Origin of the sequence: Azospirillum sp. TSO22-1 (assembly GCF_003116015.1) — a bacterium.
Taxonomy (GTDB): domain Bacteria; phylum Pseudomonadota; class Alphaproteobacteria; order Azospirillales; family Azospirillaceae; genus Azospirillum.
This window is the reverse complement of record NZ_LGQZ01000013.1, coordinates 72925-89475: the sequence shown is the minus strand read 5'-3', so window position 1 is coordinate 89475 and position 16551 is coordinate 72925. Positions and strand designations below refer to the sequence as shown.

Sequence of the window (16551 nt, the reverse complement as noted above, 5' to 3'; positions counted from 1 at the left end):
GAAGACATCGGGGAACTCACATGATCGGCAAGCTCAACCACGTCGCCATCGTCGTTCCGGACCTGCCGGCGGCGACCGCGCTCTACCGCGACACGCTCGGCGCCCAGGTCTCGGCGCCGGTGGACCTGCCGCCGCACGGCGTCACCGTCGTCTTCGTCGCCCTGCCCAACACCAAGATCGAGCTGCTGCACCCCCTGGGCGACAAGTCCCCCGTCGCGCCGTTCCTGGAGAAGAACCCGTCCGGCGGCATCCACCACATCTGCTACGAGGTGGAGGACATCCTGGCGGCGCGCGACCAGCTCAAGGCGCAGGGCGCGCGCGTGCTCGGGGACGGCGAGCCGAAGATCGGCGCGCACGACAAGCCGGTGCTGTTCCTGCACCCGAAGGACTTCTGCGGCACCCTGGTGGAACTCGAACAGGCGTAGGGGCATCCCATGGGACCGGTCACCATCGGCGCGATCTTCTTCACGGTGTGGTGGACGGTCCTCTTCGCCGTCCTGCCCTGGGGTGTCCGCACCCCGGAGCGGGCGGAGCCCGGCATGGCCGACAGCGCGCCGCAGAAGCCCATGCTGCTGCGCAAGTTCGCCGTCACCACCGCGCTGTCGGCGGTGATCACGCTGGGCATCGTGCTGCTGTACAACTCCGACCTGATTTCGTTCCGCGACATGGCCAAGGGGATGTAGACTCCCCTGCAACCAGCGAAGCGGGGGAGATGACGTGGTGGCTGCCCAGACCTATTGCGAGGCCGCGCCCGGCCATCCGCTCCACGCCCCCTACCACGACACCGAGTATGGATTCCCCACCAGCGACGATTCCCTGCTGTTCGAGCGGCTGGTGCTGGAGATCAACCAGGCCGGCCTGTCGTGGCTGACCATCCTGAAGAAGCGCGACGCGTTCCGCGCCGCCTACGACGCTTTCGACATCGACCGCGTCGCCGCGTACGGCGAGGCGGAGCGGGCGCGGCTGCTCGCCGACTCCGGGATCATCCGCAACCGGCTGAAGGTGGACGCCGCCATCGAGAACGCCCGGCGCATCGTCGCCTTGCGCCCGCAGCACGGCTCCTTCGCCGGCTGGCTGGCGGCGCACCACCCGTTGCCCAAGGCCGAGTGGGTCAAGCTGTTCAAGCGCAACTTCCGCTTCACCGGCGGGGAGATCGTCGGCGAGTTCCTGATGAGTCTCGGCTACCTGCCCGGCGCGCACCACCCGGGCTGTCCGGTCTGGGCGGTGGTGGAGGCGCGCAACCCGCCCTGGATGGCCGCCATGCGCCAGGGCTTCACCGGCTATGATGCCCGCGATGCAGGCAAATTGCTGCCCGTTGCATGAGCAATCGCACAGTCGATCAGCAAAACCCAAGAAAATGTGTTGGCAACTGGCGTTAACTCGCTCGTGGTCTTGCCTTTCATCAAGGTTTGGCGCAGTATTCATCACAGAAAAGGGCGCATCCCCTTTTCCTACGCCTGGTGGCGATTCCTCCCTAGACTCGGGCCGCGCGGCACCCGCCCGCGGCCCTCACTTTGTGCGGTTGCCGGCGGCGCTGGCGGTTGATATTTCCTGTCCCGTTTCCGGACCGAAAAGTGATTTGTTCGTGAAGGGTCTTTTAGGATTTTTTTAATGTAGTAGAATCAAATGCCATGAGGCGAGATGAACGACCGCGGATGATGTTCGCGTGATGCGCCTTCCATAGGCGCTGGCACCGGACGGCCGCCCTGGCCTATGGTGCGCAAGGGAGAGTGATCGAGGCATCCATGGCCGTATCCGAAAGCGAACGGTTCGAACAGTTTTCCTCGGTCCTGCTGACCGAGCTGCTGGAGCGCACCAGGAAAAACATGGAGCTGCTGCAGCCCGACCGCCGTCCGTGCGCGCCTCTGCCGTTCGCGCAGACGCCGTCGTTCCTCGACATCTACAGCGAGGTGGTGCGGGTCGGCATCTTCCCGGTCGTGCTCAGCCGCCGTCCGGTGCGGGCCATCGTCGGCGACGTGGATTGGGCCAAGGACGGGCGCGAGTACCTGCAGACCGTGCTGGACGACCGCAACAACGTGGTGTTCCCCGCCTGGGACTACGCCTGGGACGCGCTGTGGGACGAGCGCAAGGCGTCGGCTCCCTCCGCCGCGCAGGAGACGGAAAAGAAGAAGGGCGGCTTCCTCGCCTCGCTGTTCGGCCGCAAGAACGCCGCCAAGCCCGAGTCCAAACCCAACGACGGCGGCGAGGAGGAGGGCGGCGTCATGGCCGGCCTCTACACCATGCTGAACCAGTTGGCGGACAAGCGCGGCTACCTGCCGCTGTTTCGCGACGACACCCGGGTGTTCAAGGCGCTGGTGCGCACCAAGCCCGGCAAGATCGCCTCGGCGATCAAGGAGCTGAGCCAGTACCACCACCAGGAGTTCGTCGTGCAGGGCAAGGAGCAGGCCAAGGCCGGCGTGCTGAACGACGCCCTGCAGAAGTGGCAGTTCAACCTGCCCGACCGCGTCGGCGAGATGCTGGTCATCAAGTGCGCGATCGATCTCGAGCACGTGAACAAGACCTACATCGGCAAGTACATCCGCCAGTCGGCCCGCTCCCAGGAGGAGGCGGAGAAGGGCATGCCCTACCTCTCCATCTACTGGAAGGCGATGCCCAGTGCGGTCACGGTGCAGGACTGACGCCGCCGTTCTGCTGAGCCTTATGCTGTCCGCGGTGCCCGCAGCGGCGCAGGCGCCGCCGTTCGACATCGCCGTCTGCCGCTACCTGCCGCGTCACGCGCCCTCGGCGGATGTCGAGTACAAGCCTGGCCTCGATGCGCGCGGCAAGCGCGTCGCCCCGGCGGACCTGCCGGGCTTGGCCGGCGCGGTGCCGGTGGACCGCTTCGAGATTCCGGTGACCCTCGACTTCGCCCGCCGGCTGGGGTTCGCCACGCCGGGAGCCGGCGCGCTGCCGCGGACGGCGGAGGTCGGCCGGCTGACCGTCCAGGGCAATCGCATGTTCTTCAACGGCCAGCCGCTGAACGCCGCCAGCGAGGCGGAGCTGGTCGCATTGTGCAGAACGGTTCGGTAGACAAGCGCGCGGCGGGTTCCTAAAGTCGCTGACCCTCAGACCCGAGCGACTTGGAATTCCGTCATGCGGCTCTCCTCCTTCTTCCTGCCGACCCTCAAGGAAACCCCGACCGAGGCGCAGATCGTCTCGCACCGGCTGATGCTGCGCGCCGGGATGATCCGCCAGCAGTCGGCGGGCATCTACGCGTGGCTGCCGCTCGGCCACAAGGTGCTGAAGAAGATCGAGCAGATCGTCCGCGAGGAGCAGGACGCCGCCGGCGCCCAGGAACTGCTGATGCCGACCATCCAGTCGGCCGACCTGTGGAAGGAGAGCGGGCGCTACGATGACTACGGCAAGGAGATGCTGCGCATCACCGACCGGCACGAGCGCGAGATGCTCTACGGCCCGACGAACGAGGAGATGATCACCGACATCTTCCGCACGTTCGTGCGCAGCTACCGCCAGCTGCCGCTGAACCTCTACCACATCCAGTGGAAGTTCCGCGACGAGGTCCGCCCGCGCTTCGGCGTGATGCGCGGCCGCGAGTTCCTGATGAAGGACGCCTACTCCTTCGACATCGACCCGGCGGGCGCGCGCCGCTCGTACCAGGCGATGTTCCTGGCCTACCTGCGCACCTTCGCCCGCATGGGCCTGAAGGCGATCCCGATGCGCGCCGACACCGGTCCCATCGGCGGCGACCTCAGCCACGAGTTCATCATCCTGGCCGAGACCGGCGAGAGCGGCGTGTTCTGCGACAAGGCCTGGCTCGACCTCGACGTGCTGGCCGACGCGCCGGACTACAAGGACGACCTGCAGCCGTTCTTCGACAAGTACACCTCGATCTACGCCGCCACCGACGAGAAGCACGACGCGGCCACCTGCCCGGTGCCGGCGGAGCGGCTGGAGAGCGCGCGCGGCATCGAGGTCGGCCACATCTTCAACTTCGGCACAAAGTACTCCAAGCCGATGAACGCCACCGTCGCCGGCCCGAACGGCGAGCCGGTGCACGTGGAGATGGGCAGCTACGGCATCGGCGTGTCGCGTCTGGTGGCGGCGATCATCGAGGCCAGCCACGACGACAACGGCATCATCTGGCCGGACGCGGTGGCGCCCTTCAACGTCGGCCTCGTCAACCTGAAGCCCGGCGACGCCGAGACCGACCGCGTCTGCGAGGAGCTGTACGTCAAGCTGCGCGCCCAGGGCGTCGAGGTGCTGTACGACGACCGCGACGAGCGGCCGGGCGTGAAGTTCGCCGACATGGACCTGATCGGCCTGCCGTGGCACCTCGTGGTCGGCCCGCGCGGCCTGAAGAACGGCGTCGTCGAGCTGAAGCGCCGCGCCACCGGCGAGCGCGAGGAGCTGTCGGAGGAGAGCGCGCTGGCGAAGCTGGCGCGCTGACGGGGTAGGGGAAGCCCTCTACAGCACGTTCACAGGCACCCTCAGGTACACCACCCCGTTGCTGTCCGGCGGTGGCAGGCGCCCGGCCGCGGCGTTCACCTGCACCGCCGGGATGATCAGCGCCGGCATCGGCAGCGTCCGGTCGCGGGCGGTGCGCAGCGCCACGTAGGCGGCCTCGTCGACGCCGTCGCGCACGTGGATGTTGGCCCGGCGCTGCTCGGCCACCGTGGTCTCCCAGGCGTGCACCCGCCCGCCCGGGGCGTAGTCGTGGCAGACGAACAGCCGCGTTCCCTCCGGCAGCGCCAGCAGGCGGCGGATCGAGCCGAACAGCTCGGCGGCGCTGCCGCCGGGGAAGTCGCAGCGCGCGGTGCCGCCGTCCGGCATGAACAGCGTGTCGCCGACGAACACCGCGTCGTCGATGAGGTAGCTCACCGAGTCCCGCGTGTGACCCGGCGTGTGCAGCACGCGGCTCTGCAGTGTGCCGACCGCGAAGGTTTCGCCGTCGGCGAACAGCCGGTCGAAGGGCTGGCCCTGCGGGCGGAAGGACAGCGGGTCGTTGAAGATCTTGCCGAAATGTTCCTGCACCTGGGTCACTCCGGCGCCGATGCCGATGCGCCCGCCGAGCCGGCGCTGCAGGTAGGGGGCCGCCGACAGATGGTCGGCGTGGATGTGCGTCTCCAGGATCCAGTCGAGCGTCAGCCCGTGCTCCGCCAGGAAGGCGGCGATGGCGTCGGCCGAGCCTGTGCCGGTGCGGCCGGCGGCGGCGTCGAAGTCGAGGACGGAATCGATGACCGCGGCGATGCCGCCCGGCCGGTCGTACACGGCGTAGCTCACCGTGGAGGTTGGCGCGTGGAAGAAAGGCTGGACGAGCGCGGGCATCGGCCGCTCCCACCTGTGGTTTTCTTCAGCACCCCACTTTCGCTCCGGGCGGCGGGGAATGGCAATCGGGACAAAGCGCAGGCCCGTCCGCGCCCCGTGGAAAACGAGGTACGCCGTCGGGATGGAGGTTGCCCCATCGGTCGAATTGACGCTCAAGCGCGCGCCGCCGCACACTGCGCCCCATCACCCGCGAACGGTTCACCCTTGAGAGCGCCATGCCCCGAACGGGGGTGGCGGGTAGGAGGATACCATGTCGCTGAGGATCAACTCCGAAGCTCCGGATTTCACCGCCGAGACGACGCAGGGCACGATCAGGTTCCACGACTGGATGGGCAGCGGCTGGGCCATCCTGTTCTCGCACCCCAAGGACTTCACCCCGGTCTGCACCACCGAGCTGGGCTATCTGGCCGGCCTCAAGCCAGAGTTCGACAAGCGCAACTGCAAGATCCTCGGCCTCAGCGTCGATCCGGTCGACAACCACACCAAGTGGCTGAAGGACATCGAGGAGACGCAGGGCCACGCCGTGACCTATCCGCTGGTCGGCGACCGCGACCTCGCCGTGGCGAAGCTCTACGACATGCTGCCGGAGGACGCCGGCAGCAGCTCGGAAGGCCGCACGCCGGCCGACAACGCCACCGTGCGCTCGGTGTTCGTCATCGGCCCGGACAAACGGGTCAAGGCGATGCTCACCTACCCGATGAGCACCGGCCGCAACTTCGACGAGGTGCTGCGGCTGCTGGATTCCTGCCAGCTCACCGCCCAGTTCCAGGTGGCCACCCCCGCCAACTGGAAGGAGGGCGACGACGTCATCATCGTCCCCAGCGTGTCGGACGAGCAGGCCCGCCAGAAGTTCCCCGGCGGCTGGACGGCGCCCAAGCCCTATATCCGCATGGTTCCGCAGCCCGGCACCCTGCATTGACGGCGGGGCCCATTGAAAGAGGGGTGCTGAGCATCGCGCGGCGGGCCGGGGCAGGGCGGCCCCGGTCCGCGCCGCGCTTGCGCATCCGGCGTGCGGCACGTATCTACGCTTGAGCGCTGCCGTCCGGCAGCCGGCCGCAACTCCGGAACACCGCCCCCCATGATCTTCTCCGCGTTCGAACGCATGGTCGCGATGCGCTATCTCCGCGCCCGCCGGCAGGAGGGGTTCATCTCCGTCATCGCGTGGTTCTCGCTGCTCGGCATCGGGCTGGGGGTGGCGACGCTGATCATCGTCATGGCGGTGATGAACGGCTTCCGGGCGGAGCTGCTGGGGCGCGTGCTCGGCCTCAACGGGCACCTCAACGTCTATTCGGCGCAGCCGGGGCCGCTGACCGATTTCGACGCGCTGGCCGACCGCGTGCGGCAGGTGCCGGGCGTCACCAACGTGACGCCGACGGTGGAGGGGCAGGCGCTGGTCACCGTGCGCGGCATCGCGTCCGGCGCCGTGGTGCGCGGCGTGCGGCCGGAGGACTTCCGGGTGCGGCCGACCCTGTCCAGGCACATCCTGCGCGGCACCGCCGACGCCTTCGGCGAGGACAACGTCGCCATCGGCATCCGCATGGCGCAGCGCCTGGGCCTGTCGGTCGGCGACCAGATCACACTGATCGCGCCGCAGGGCAACGCCACCGCCTTCGGCACCGTGCCGCGCATGCGCGCCTACAACATCGGTGCCATCTTCGACGTCGGCATGTTCGAGTACGACAACTCCTTCATCTTCATGCCGCTGGAGCAGGCGCAGCTGTTCTTCCGCACCGGCGAGGCGGTGACCTCGCTGGAGGTGTTCGTCGCCGACCCCGTGCAGATCCGTGCGCAGCGCGCCGCCCTGCAGCCGGCGGTGGCCGGCATCGGGCGCGTGGTCGACTGGCAGCAGTCGAACGCCAGCTTCTTCACCGCCTTGCAGGTCGAGCGCAACGTGATGTTCCTGATCCTGTCGCTGATCATCATGGTGGCGGCGTTCAACATCATCTCCAGCCTGATCATGCTGGTGAAGGACAAGGGGCGCGACATCGCCATCCTGCGCACCATGGGCGCCACGCGCGGCATGATCATGCGCATCTTCCTGCTGTCCGGCGCCTCGGTCGGCGTGATGGGCACGGTGGGCGGGCTGATCCTCGGCGTGGTGTTCTGCCAGAACATCGAGAGCATCCGGCAGTTCATCCAGATGCTGTCGGGCACCGAGCTGTTCTCGCCGGAGATCTACTTCCTCTCGCAGCTGCCGGCGAAGATCGACTGGGGCGAGGTGGCGCAGGTGACGGCGATGGCGCTCGGCCTGTCCTTCGCCGCCACGGTGTACCCGTCCTGGCGGGCGGCGCGGCTCGATCCGGTGGAGGCCCTGCGCTATGAGTGAGGGGCCGATGCTGGAACAGCCGATGCTTGAGCTTAGGGACGTGGTGCGCACCTTCGAGCAGGGCGGCACCAAGCTGGAGGTGCTGCGCGGCGTGCAGCTGACCGTGCGGCCGGGCGAGCTGGTCGGGCTGGTCGGGCCGTCGGGCGCCGGCAAGTCGACGCTGCTGCACATCGCCGGCCTGCTGGAGCGGCCGTCGTCGGGCACGGTGCGCATCGGCGGCACCGACGCCTCGGCGCTGGACGACGGCAAGCGCACGGAGCTCCGCCGCAAGGCCATCGGCTTCGTCTACCAGTTCCACCACCTGCTGCCGGAGTTCACGGCGCAGGAGAACATCGTGCTGCCGCAGATGATCGCCGGTCTGAAGCGGTCGGAGGCGGCGGCGCGGGCCAAGGAGCTGCTGCACATGGTCGGCCTCGACCAGCGCGGCAGCCACCGGCCGGGGCGGCTGTCGGGCGGCGAGCAGCAGCGCGTCGCCATCGCCCGCGCGCTGGCCAACGCGCCGGGCCTGCTGATCGCCGACGAGCCCACCGGCAACCTCGACCCGCACACGGCGGAAAGCGTGTTCGCTACGCTGACAGGGATCGTCCGGCAGGCCCGCGTCGGCGCGCTGATCGCCACCCACAACCTGGAACTGGCGCGACGGATGGATCGCGTGCTCGAAATGCACGAAGGCGTGCTGATCGAACACGCAACCGTCTGAACGGCACTCCTCACCGTTTGGTGAATTGGCGATCGCCGGTCCGTGCGGCAGACTTGCCCGCAAAACCGCGGGGACGGGAGAGAGCCGCATGGACCAGACGATCATCGACCTCTACGACGAGTACACGCACGCGCCGCTGCCACGCCGGGTGTTCCTGGAGCGGCTGACGGCGCTGCTCGGCTCCGCCGCCGCGGTGCCGGCCGTGCTGGCCGCCATCGAGCCGAACTACGCCCGCGCGGCGGTGGTGGAACCGGGCGACCCGCGAATCAGCGTCGAAAACGTGACGTTCCAGGGCGCCACCGGCGACGTCCGCGGCTACCTCGCGCGGCCGAAGACGGCGGAGCGCGCGCCGGCGGTGATCGTCATCCACGAGAACCGCGGCCTCAACCCGCACATCGAGGACGTGGCGCGCCGTTTCGCCGCCGACGGCTTCGTGGCGCTGGCGGTGGACCTGCTGTCGCCGCTGGGCGGCACGCCGGCCGACGCCGACCGGGCGCGCGACATGATCGCCCAGCTCGACGCCGGCAAGACGGTGAACAACCTGGTCTCGGCGCAGAGCTTCCTGATGTCCTACCGCTATTCCAGCGGCAAGGTGGGGGCGGTGGGCTTCTGCTGGGGCGGCGGCATGGTCAACCAGTTCGCCATCAAGGCGCCCGATCTCAAGGCCGCCGTCGCCTACTACGGCCCGACGCCGGACCCGGCGCAGGTCGGCTCGATCAAGGCGCCGATGCTGCTGCACTACGGCGGGCTCGACCAGCGCATCAACGCCGGCATTCCCGCCTACGAGGAGGCGCTGAAGAAGGCCGGCGTGCCGCACCAGATCTACGTCTACGAGGGCGCCAACCACGCCTTCAACAACGACACCTCCGCCGACCGCTACAACGAGCAGGTCGCCAGGCTGGCCTGGGGGCGGACGGTGGAGTTCCTGCGGCAGTATCTCGTCTGATCGGGACCTGATCAGGCGGGCTGCCACTGGTTCTGGGCGTTGCGGCAGTACTTGGTGTCCTGTGTCACCTCGCGGCCCTGGACGTAGGCGACTTCGTGGACGGTGCGGCACTCCCGCCCGTCCGACGCCGCCTCGACCGCGGTGACGGTGGCGGAGCCCTTGGCACCGGTCTTGTGGTCCGATGTCCAGGTCTTGCTGGGGCGCTGCGCCGCTGGGACCGGGCGGGGCGCCGCGGACGGGCTCGACGCCTTCACGGGAAGCGGCGCGTTGAGCGCCGCCGCGGTCGCCGTCTGCGCGCGCATGCGGTCGCGTTCGTCGAGCGACTGGCCGATGGAACTGCCGATGAAGTACCCCGCGGCGCCCCCGGCCAGACCGCCGATCAGCGTGGCGCCGCCGCTGTGGCCCAGGGACTTGCCGAGGAGGGCGCCGACGGCGCTGCCTCCGGCGGTCCCCACCAGGGCGCCCGTCTGCTGGTTCGTCTGGCAGCCGGCCAGGCTGAAGCCGCTCAGGCACAAGGCGGTGGCGAGGACGACGGCCGGAACGATCTTCATGGCGCACCTGCCTGGAGCGGAACTGGCGCAGTGTAGGCTTGGGCGGAGCGCGCCTTGAGATCCGGAAACGGGGTAATCCCAGCGGCCTTCGCACCGACTGGTGCGCTCCATTCGGGGTTGCGGACCTACCCCGCCATTGCCGTGCTGCGACGGTCTTGCGGTTGCTAGGATGCCCGCATCCGGCCCATGCGCCGGTCCATGCGGAGGATGCGCCATGCTCCGCCGTCTGCTTGTCCTGTGCTGCCTGCTCGCCCTTCCCATGGCGGCCCGTGCCGAAACGCGGGTGGCGCTGGTGATCGGCAACGCCGCCTACGTCAGCGGCGGCACGCTGGCCAACCCCGTCAACGACGCCCGCGCCGTGGCCAAGTCGCTGCGCAGCCTCGGGTTCGAGGTGACGGTGCTGGAGAACGTCGGGCTGCGCGCCATGACCCGGGGGATCTCGCAGTTCGGCCAGCGGTTGCGCCCCGACGGCGTGGCGCTGTTCTACTACGCCGGGCACGGCATGCAGGTGCGCGGCCGCAACTTCCTGATCCCGGTCGATGCCGAGATCACCAGCGAAAGCTCCGCCATCTCCGAATCCGTCGACGTGGATTCGGTGATGCAGCAGCTCTCCGCCAACACCCGGCTCAACCTGATCATCCTCGACGCCTGCCGCAACAACCCGTTCGAACGCGCCGTGCGCAGCGGGGCGGGCGCCGGGCTGGCGGCCATCGACGCGCCGACCGGGACGCTGATCGCCTACGCCACCGCGCCGGGCAAGACGGCGCGCGACGGCGCGGCCGGCGGCAACGGCCTCTACACCTCCAAGCTGCTGGACGCGATGGCGGTGCCGGGCATCAAGGTCGAGGACGTCTTCAAGCGCGTGCGCATCAACGTCGCGCACGCGACCCGCAACGAGCAGGTGCCGTGGGAGGCCTCGTCGCTGATCGGCGACTTCTACTTCACCGCGCCGGCGATGGCCTCGGTGGATCCGGGCGACGGCTTCTCCGGCGTGTCGGGAGGCGGCGGGGCGCTGCCGTCCGGCGGCGGCGGGGGCGGCGGCGGCGCCAAGGTGGCGCAGATCGGGCTGGGGCCGGTGCCGTCGAAGGAGGATCTGTCCGGCAAGCGGCTGAGGTTCCAGGTGGTGCGGGCGGGCCGCGGCCGCTACCTGCTGATCGCCGGCCCGATCACGCCCGGCGACTACCGGACGACGGTGGCCGCGCTGGAGGAGGCCGGTCCGGTGGATGGCGTACTGCTCGATTCGGGCGGCGGCGTCATCGAGGAGGCGATGGAGATCGGCCGGCTGCTGCGCGCCCGCAAGCTGGCGACGCGGGTGCCGTCGGGCGCCAAGTGCGCCAGCGCCTGCAACTTCGTGCTGATGGGCGGGGTGATTCGCCAAGTCGATCCCGACGCCGTGTTCGAGGTCCACCTCTCCACCGCCAGCGGCAACGCCGCCCTGGTCGATGTGGTGCAGAAGGTGATCAAGGAGCAGGGCGGCGAGGGCGCCAAGGCGGTGATCCAGAGCACCGAGCAGCACACCGCCATCACCGCCGCGCGGGTGGCGCGCTATCTGGTCGAGATGTCGGTGTCGCTGCGCTACCTGACCCTGTTCGCCGACACCCCGAACGCCGAGCCGGTGCGGCTGACCAACGACAAGCTGCGCGACCTGAACGTCATCAACGTCGACTGACCGGCACCGGCTGCGCCGCCGCGGGCTGCCCGCCGGGCAGCTTCAGCACGGTGATCGCCAGCCCGCCGAACACCAGCACGGCGCCCAGCGCCTTGGCCGGGCTGAACTCCTCGCCGAGCAGCAGGGCGCTGGAACTCATGCCGAAGATCGGCACCAGCAGCGAGAAGGGGGCGACGAGGCTGGTCGGGTAGTGGCGCAGCAGGAAACCCCAGCTGGCGAAGCCGAACAGGGTGGCGCCGGCGGCGATGTAGACCAGCGCCCCGACGCCCAGCGGCGTCAGGGAGGTCAGCGCGTGGCCGATCCGTTCCGGCCCCTCCAGGGCGAGCGACAGCGCCAGCAGCGGCAGCGGCGGCACGACGCTGACCCAGACGATCAGCCGGAACAGGTCGGGCGCCTTGGCCTGCTTCATGAAGATGTTGGCCACGCCCCAGGCCACCGCGGCGCCGATGCACAGCGCCAGGCCGAACAGCGAATCGCCGGCCGGCATCTCCAGCGCGATCACCCCGATCCCGGCGAACGCCACCGCCATGCCGGCCAGCGGCCGCGGGCCCGGCCGGTCGCCCAGTGCCAGCGCGGCGAACAGGACGGTGAAGAAGGCTTGGCTCTGCAGCACCAGCGATGACAGGCCGGCGGGCATGCCGACGTCCATGCCGACGAACAGCAGCGAGAACTTCACCACGCCCAGCACGAGGCCGATGCCCAGCACGTAGCGCCACGCCACCGGCGGACCGCCGCGCCAGCCCAGCACCAGCAGCGGCAGCGCCGCCAGCGCGAAGCGCAGCGAGGAGAACAGGAGCGGCGGGAAGTCGCGCAGCCCCACCTTGATGGCGACGAAGTTGAAGCCCCAGACGGCGGTCACCAGGACGGCGAGGAGGATGTGGAGCGGGCGCATGGGCTCTCAGTTGCGTGTGTTGAGACGGCGGCACTCATCTAGAGCGTTCACCGCCCAGTTCGATCCGGCAAGAGGAAACGCTGCTATGCGTCCGCCGAGGCGCGAACTCGACACCTCCAGCCCCTTGGAGCGGGCGTAGGGATCGGTGATGTCCTCGTAGTCGAGGGACTGGATGCGCACCAGCAGCGTGCCGGAATCCAGCGCCACCGCCTTGTGCGATTCGGGCGCCGCGCCCTCGAACGCCAGCGTCAGGTCGTAGGTGGCGCCGGGCGCCAGCAGCCGGTCGGGGGTGCCGATCAGCACCGAGAAGCTGCCGGGCGCCGCCTGGAAGCTCAGCGTCGCGCCGCCGTCGCCGGGGCGGGAGACTCGGCAGTGCGCGGGCTCGGTGACGGTGCCGGACACCGCCTCGACCACCCAGCCGCGGCGCTCGGCGATCTTGCGGCCGGGGGAGGGGGACAGTGTCGGCGCTGCGAGGCCTGCCGCGCCGCCGTAGGTGACGCGGGAATTTTCGGAGGTCTGGCAGGCGGCCAGCAGGGCAAGGGCCAGGAAGGCGAGATGGACGCGGGGGCGACGCATGCGGGCTCCTCGGGCGACCCCTTCGACGGGGCCAGGGTCCCTGATATCACCCGTGCAATTTCGGCGAAAGTGCGACATGCTCGCGCCCGATCCCCGATCCCGTATTGGACACCATGCCGCACGCCGACTTCGTCCACCTGCGCGTCCACTCCGCCTACTCGCTGTCGGAGGGCGCCATCAAGGTCAAGGAGCTGGTCAAGCTCTGCGCGAAGCAGCACATGCCCGCGGTGGCGGTCACCGACACCGGCAACCTGTTCGGCGCGCTGGAGTTCGCGCTGGCCGCGTCGGACGTCGGCGTGCAGCCGGTCATCGGCACGGTGCTCGGCATCACCCGGGTCGGCCCGGCCAACGCCAAGCCCGGCCTGCCCGGCAAGGGCGCGGCGCAGCCGGACCAGCTGGTGCTGCTGTGCCAGAACCAGGACGGCTATGGCAACCTGATGAAGCTGGTGTCCAAGGCGTTCCTGGAGTCGGACCCGATGGCCGGCCCGCAGGTGACGCTGGAGGCTCTGGAGGGCCACTCGGAGGGCCTGATCGCGCTGACCGGCGGTCCGCAGGGCAGCGTCGGCCGGCTGCTCGGCGAGGGGCAGAAGGAGCTTGCGCTGGAGGTGCTGGAGCGGCTGAAGGGCCTGTTCCCCGGCCGGCTGTACGTCGAGCTGCAGCGCCACGGCGGCCACTTCACGGCCGTCGAGGACGCCATCGAGCCGGCGCTCGTCGACCTCGCCTTCGCGCACGGCCTGCCGCTGGTGGCGACCAACGACTGCTACTTCACGACCGCGGACATGCACGAGGCGCACGACGCGCTGCTGTGCATCGCCGAGGGCGCCTACATCAGCCAGGACGACCGCCGCCGCGTCACCCCCGACCACCGCTTCAAGTCGGCGGAGGAGATGCGGCTGCTGTTCGCCGACCTGCCGGAGGCGGTGGACAACACCGTCGCCATCGCCAAGCGCTGCTCGTTCCTGCTGAAACCGATCAAGCCCATCCTGCCGGCCTTCCCGACCGAGGCGAGCCGCACCGAGGACGAGGAACTGCGCGCCCAGTCCCGCGAGGGCCTGGAGATGCGGCTGGAGAAGGTCGTCTACACCCCCGACATGACGCCGGAGCAGCGCGAGGAGACCCGCAGGACCTACTTCGAGCGCCTGGAATTCGAGCTGGACGTCATCATCAAGATGAAGTTCCCCGGCTACTTCCTGATCGTGTCGGACTTCATCAAGTGGGCGAAGGAGCACGACATTCCGGTCGGGCCGGGCCGCGGTTCGGGCGCCGGCTCGGTGGTCGCGTGGGCGCTGACCATCACCGACCTCGACCCGCTGCGCTTCGGCCTGCTGTTCGAGCGCTTCCTGAATCCCGAACGCGTGTCGATGCCCGACTTCGACGTGGACTTCTGCCAGGACCGCCGCGAAGAGGTGATCCGCTACGTCCAGGACAAGTACGGCTACGACCGCGTCGCTCAGATCATCACCTTCGGTAAGCTGCAGGCGCGCGCCGTGCTGCGCGACGTCGGCCGCGTGCTGCAGATGCCCTACGGGCAGGTCGACAAGATCTGCAAGATGGTGCCGAACAACCCGGCCAACCCCGTCACGCTGCAGCAGGCACTCGACACCGAGGAGATGCTGCGCGCCGCGCGCGACGGCGACGAGACGGTGGCGCGCCTCATCAACATGGCGCTGAAGCTGGAGGGCCTGTTCCGCCACGCCTCGACCCACGCCGCCGGCGTGGTGATCGGCGACCGGCCGCTCGACGAACTGGTGCCGCTGTACCGAGACCCGCGCTCGGACATGCCGGTCACCCAGTTCAACATGAAGTACGTCGAGCAGGCCGGCCTGGTGAAGTTCGACTTCCTCGGCCTGAAGACGCTGACGGTGCTGAAGACCGCGGTGGACCTGATCCCGGAGAAGCCGGACCTCACCACCGTTCCGTTGGACGATTTGCGGAGCTACGAGATCCTCGGCCGGGCGGAATCGACCGGCGTGTTCCAGCTCGAAAGCTCGGGCATGCGCGACGTGCTGCGGCGGCTCAAGCCGAACCGGCTGGAGGACATCATCGCGCTGGTGTCGCTCTACCGTCCCGGCCCGATGGACAACATCCCGAAATACATCAAGGTCAAGAACAGGGAGGAGCCGCCCGACTACATGAACCCGGCCCTGGAACCGATCCTGAAGGAGACCTTCGGGATCATGATCTACCAGGAGCAGGTCATGCAGATCGCCCAGGTGCTGTCCGGCTATTCGCTGGGCGGCGCCGATCTTCTGCGCCGCGCCATGGGCAAGAAGATCAAGGAGGAGATGGACAAGGAGCGCGCCAAGTTCGTCGAGGGGGCCATCAAGAACGACGTCGACGGCGACCAGGCCAGCATGATCTTCGATCAGGTGGCCAAGTTCGCCGGCTACGGCTTCAACAAGAGCCACGCGGCGGCCTACGCGCTGGTCGCCTACCACACGGCGTACCTGAAGGCGAACTACCCGGTCGAGTTCATGGCGGCGTCGATGACGCTCGACCTCGGCAACACCGACAAGCTGAACGTCTTCCGGCAGGAGTTGGGGCGGCTGCGGATCAAGCTGCTGTCGCCGGACATCAACCGGTCCTCGGCGATCTTCTCGGTGGAGGATGTGGGCGGCGGCGAGAAGGCGGTGCGCTATGCGCTCGCCGCGGTGAAGGGCGTCGGCCTGCCGGCCATGAAGGCGGTGGTGGAGGAGCGGCAGAAGAACGGCCCGTACAGGAGCCTGTTCGACTTCGCCCGCCGCCTCGACCTCAAGACCATCAACAAGCGCCAGCTGGAGAACCTGACCTGCGCCGGCGCCTTCGACGGCATCAACCCGAACCGCGCCCAGGTGCACGCCGCCCTTGAGACGCTGATCCGTTACGCCCAGGCCGAGGCGGCGGAGCGCGACAGTGGCATCGGCAACCTGTTCGGCGGCGCCGGCGGCGGCCTCAAGGAGCCTGACCTGCCGAAGGTTTCCGACTGGGAGCCGCTGGAGAAGCTGAAGCACGAGTTCTCCTCGATCGGCTTCTATCTCTCGGCCCACCCGCTCGACGCCTTCGCCGGGCCGCTGGGGCGGATGAAGGTGGTGAAGTCGGCGGAACTGAACCAGGCGATGAGCCGCGGCGGCTCGACCCGCTACAAGATGGCGGGCATCGTGGTCTCGAAGAAGGAGAAGACCGCCAAGTCCGGCAACCGCTTCGCCTTCGTCGAGCTGTCGGACTCCACCGGCGGCTACGAGGTGACGCTGTTCTCCGAGGTGCTGTCCGGCAGCCGCGACCTGCTGGAGCCGGGGCGGCCGGTGCTGCTGACCGTCGATGCCCAGCGCAACGGCGAGGAGGTCCGCCTGACCTGCCAGGAGATCAAGCCGCTGGAGGAGGCGGTGGCCTCGGTCTCCGAGGGCTTGAAGGTGGTGGTGCGCGACGACCGCCCGGTGGCGAACCTCAAGGGCATGCTGGAACGCCTGCAGCGGGGGCGTGGCCGCATCCACGTGCTGGTCGAGATCGAGCCGCTGAAGGAGGTCGAGATCCAGCTGCCCGGCATGTACCACATCACCGCGCAGAGCCGCGCCGCGCTGAAGGCGGTGCAGGGCGTGATCGAGGTGGTGGAGCTGTGACGGACGGGA

Annotated in this window: 16 protein-coding genes; 12 read left to right on the top strand and 4 right to left on the bottom strand. The window is 69.0% G+C overall.

The features are described 5' to 3' along the window. Window positions 1–20 precede the first annotated feature (20 nt). From mce to proS, 6 genes are all read left to right on the top strand, one after another. A complete protein-coding gene (gene mce, locus TSO221_RS03970; protein ID WP_109117179.1) occupies window positions 21–425 on the top strand; it encodes a methylmalonyl-CoA epimerase in 405 nt (134 codons plus the stop codon). 9 nt (window positions 426–434) lie between these two features. Continuing rightward, window positions 435–683, top strand: coding sequence for a DUF1467 family protein (locus TSO221_RS03965; protein ID WP_109117178.1), 249 nt, complete (start codon window positions 435–437; stop codon window positions 681–683). Between the two features lie 37 nt (window positions 684–720). Further along, window positions 721–1323 (top strand): DNA-3-methyladenine glycosylase I, encoded by a 603-nt coding sequence (locus TSO221_RS03960; protein WP_109117227.1) that lies wholly within the window; start codon window positions 721–723, stop codon window positions 1321–1323. A gap of 422 nt (window positions 1324–1745) precedes the next feature. Then, window positions 1746–2639: a hypothetical protein gene (locus tag TSO221_RS03955; protein WP_109117177.1), complete on the top strand. Its 894-nt coding sequence runs from the start codon at window positions 1746–1748 to the stop codon at window positions 2637–2639. Window positions 2640–2661: 22 nt separating this feature from the next. Beyond that, a complete protein-coding gene (locus TSO221_RS03950; protein ID WP_109117176.1) occupies window positions 2662–3030 on the top strand; it encodes a hypothetical protein in 369 nt (122 codons plus the stop codon). A 63-nt stretch (window positions 3031–3093) separates the two neighbouring features. Next, a complete protein-coding gene (gene proS / locus TSO221_RS03945) occupies window positions 3094–4407 on the top strand; it encodes a proline--tRNA ligase (protein ID WP_109117175.1) in 1314 nt (437 codons plus the stop codon). An 18-nt stretch (window positions 4408–4425) separates the two neighbouring features. Here the strand turns inward: proS and TSO221_RS03940 are convergent, their stop codons facing one another. Then, on the bottom strand, window positions 4426–5286 hold the full coding sequence (locus TSO221_RS03940; protein WP_109117174.1) for an MBL fold metallo-hydrolase: 861 nt from the start codon (window positions 5284–5286) through the stop codon (window positions 4426–4428). 250 nt (window positions 5287–5536) lie between these two features. On the opposite strand from TSO221_RS03940, the gene TSO221_RS03935 reads away from it, so the two are divergent. From TSO221_RS03935 to TSO221_RS03920, 4 genes are all read left to right on the top strand, one after another. Then, window positions 5537–6205: a peroxiredoxin gene (locus tag TSO221_RS03935; RefSeq protein WP_109117173.1), complete on the top strand. Its 669-nt coding sequence runs from the start codon at window positions 5537–5539 to the stop codon at window positions 6203–6205. 159 nt (window positions 6206–6364) lie between these two features. Then, on the top strand, window positions 6365–7612 hold the full coding sequence (locus tag TSO221_RS03930) for a lipoprotein-releasing ABC transporter permease subunit (RefSeq protein ID WP_109117172.1): 1248 nt from the start codon (window positions 6365–6367) through the stop codon (window positions 7610–7612). Window positions 7613–7634: 22 nt separating this feature from the next. Further along, a complete protein-coding gene (locus tag TSO221_RS03925; RefSeq protein ID WP_247877902.1) occupies window positions 7635–8312 on the top strand; it encodes an ABC transporter ATP-binding protein in 678 nt (225 codons plus the stop codon). 88 nt (window positions 8313–8400) lie between these two features. Further along, a complete protein-coding gene (locus TSO221_RS03920) occupies window positions 8401–9258 on the top strand; it encodes a dienelactone hydrolase family protein (protein WP_109117170.1) in 858 nt (285 codons plus the stop codon). Window positions 9259–9269: 11 nt separating this feature from the next. Here the strand turns inward: TSO221_RS03920 and TSO221_RS03915 are convergent, their stop codons facing one another. Next, window positions 9270–9809 carry a glycine zipper domain-containing protein gene (locus tag TSO221_RS03915; protein WP_158283985.1) on the bottom strand — a complete coding sequence of 180 codons (540 nt, stop codon included), beginning with the start codon at window positions 9807–9809 and terminating at the stop codon, window positions 9270–9272. Between the two features lie 214 nt (window positions 9810–10023). Here TSO221_RS03915 and TSO221_RS03910 point away from each other — a divergent pair, with 214 nt between their 5' ends. Then, window positions 10024–11478: a caspase family protein gene (locus TSO221_RS03910; RefSeq protein WP_158283984.1), complete on the top strand. Its 1455-nt coding sequence runs from the start codon at window positions 10024–10026 to the stop codon at window positions 11476–11478. Here TSO221_RS03910 and TSO221_RS03905 read toward each other — a convergent pair. Together TSO221_RS03905 and TSO221_RS03900 are read right to left on the bottom strand one after the other, a co-directional pair. Next, window positions 11465–12370, bottom strand: coding sequence for an EamA family transporter (locus TSO221_RS03905; protein WP_109117168.1), 906 nt, complete (start codon window positions 12368–12370; stop codon window positions 11465–11467). The genes TSO221_RS03910 and TSO221_RS03905 overlap by 14 nt on opposite strands. 6 nt (window positions 12371–12376) lie before the next feature. Further along, window positions 12377–12946, bottom strand: a complete 570-nt coding sequence (locus TSO221_RS03900; protein ID WP_109117167.1) for a hypothetical protein — start codon at window positions 12944–12946, stop codon at window positions 12377–12379. Between the two features lie 113 nt (window positions 12947–13059). Between TSO221_RS03900 and dnaE the strand changes: the two genes are divergently transcribed. Then, window positions 13060–16542 (top strand): DNA polymerase III subunit alpha, encoded by a 3483-nt coding sequence (gene dnaE, locus TSO221_RS03895; protein WP_109117225.1) that lies wholly within the window; start codon window positions 13060–13062, stop codon window positions 16540–16542. Window positions 16543–16551: the final 9 nt, after the last annotated feature.

Coding starts and splice junctions, on each gene's coding strand:
- mce (WP_109117179.1), top strand. CDS start 21: ATGATCGGCAAGCTCAACCACGTCGCCATCGTCGTTCCGGACCTGCCG.
- TSO221_RS03965 (WP_109117178.1), top strand. CDS start 435: ATGGGACCGGTCACCATCGGCGCGATCTTCTTCACGGTGTGGTGGACG.
- TSO221_RS03955 (WP_109117177.1), top strand. CDS start 1,746: ATGGCCGTATCCGAAAGCGAACGGTTCGAACAGTTTTCCTCGGTCCTG.
- TSO221_RS03950 (WP_109117176.1), top strand. CDS start 2,662: ATGCTGTCCGCGGTGCCCGCAGCGGCGCAGGCGCCGCCGTTCGACATC.
- proS (WP_109117175.1), top strand. CDS start 3,094: ATGCGGCTCTCCTCCTTCTTCCTGCCGACCCTCAAGGAAACCCCGACC.
- TSO221_RS03940 (WP_109117174.1), bottom strand. CDS start 5,286: ATGCCCGCGCTCGTCCAGCCTTTCTTCCACGCGCCAACCTCCACGGTG.
- TSO221_RS03935 (WP_109117173.1), top strand. CDS start 5,537: ATGTCGCTGAGGATCAACTCCGAAGCTCCGGATTTCACCGCCGAGACG.
- TSO221_RS03930 (WP_109117172.1), top strand. CDS start 6,365: ATGATCTTCTCCGCGTTCGAACGCATGGTCGCGATGCGCTATCTCCGC.
- TSO221_RS03925 (WP_247877902.1), top strand. CDS start 7,635: ATGCTTGAGCTTAGGGACGTGGTGCGCACCTTCGAGCAGGGCGGCACC.
- TSO221_RS03920 (WP_109117170.1), top strand. CDS start 8,401: ATGGACCAGACGATCATCGACCTCTACGACGAGTACACGCACGCGCCG.
- TSO221_RS03915 (WP_158283985.1), bottom strand. CDS start 9,809: ATGAAGATCGTTCCGGCCGTCGTCCTCGCCACCGCCTTGTGCCTGAGC.
- TSO221_RS03910 (WP_158283984.1), top strand. CDS start 10,024: ATGCTCCGCCGTCTGCTTGTCCTGTGCTGCCTGCTCGCCCTTCCCATG.
- TSO221_RS03905 (WP_109117168.1), bottom strand. CDS start 12,370: ATGCGCCCGCTCCACATCCTCCTCGCCGTCCTGGTGACCGCCGTCTGG.
- TSO221_RS03900 (WP_109117167.1), bottom strand. CDS start 12,946: ATGCGTCGCCCCCGCGTCCATCTCGCCTTCCTGGCCCTTGCCCTGCTG.
- dnaE (WP_109117225.1), top strand. CDS start 13,060: ATGCCGCACGCCGACTTCGTCCACCTGCGCGTCCACTCCGCCTACTCG.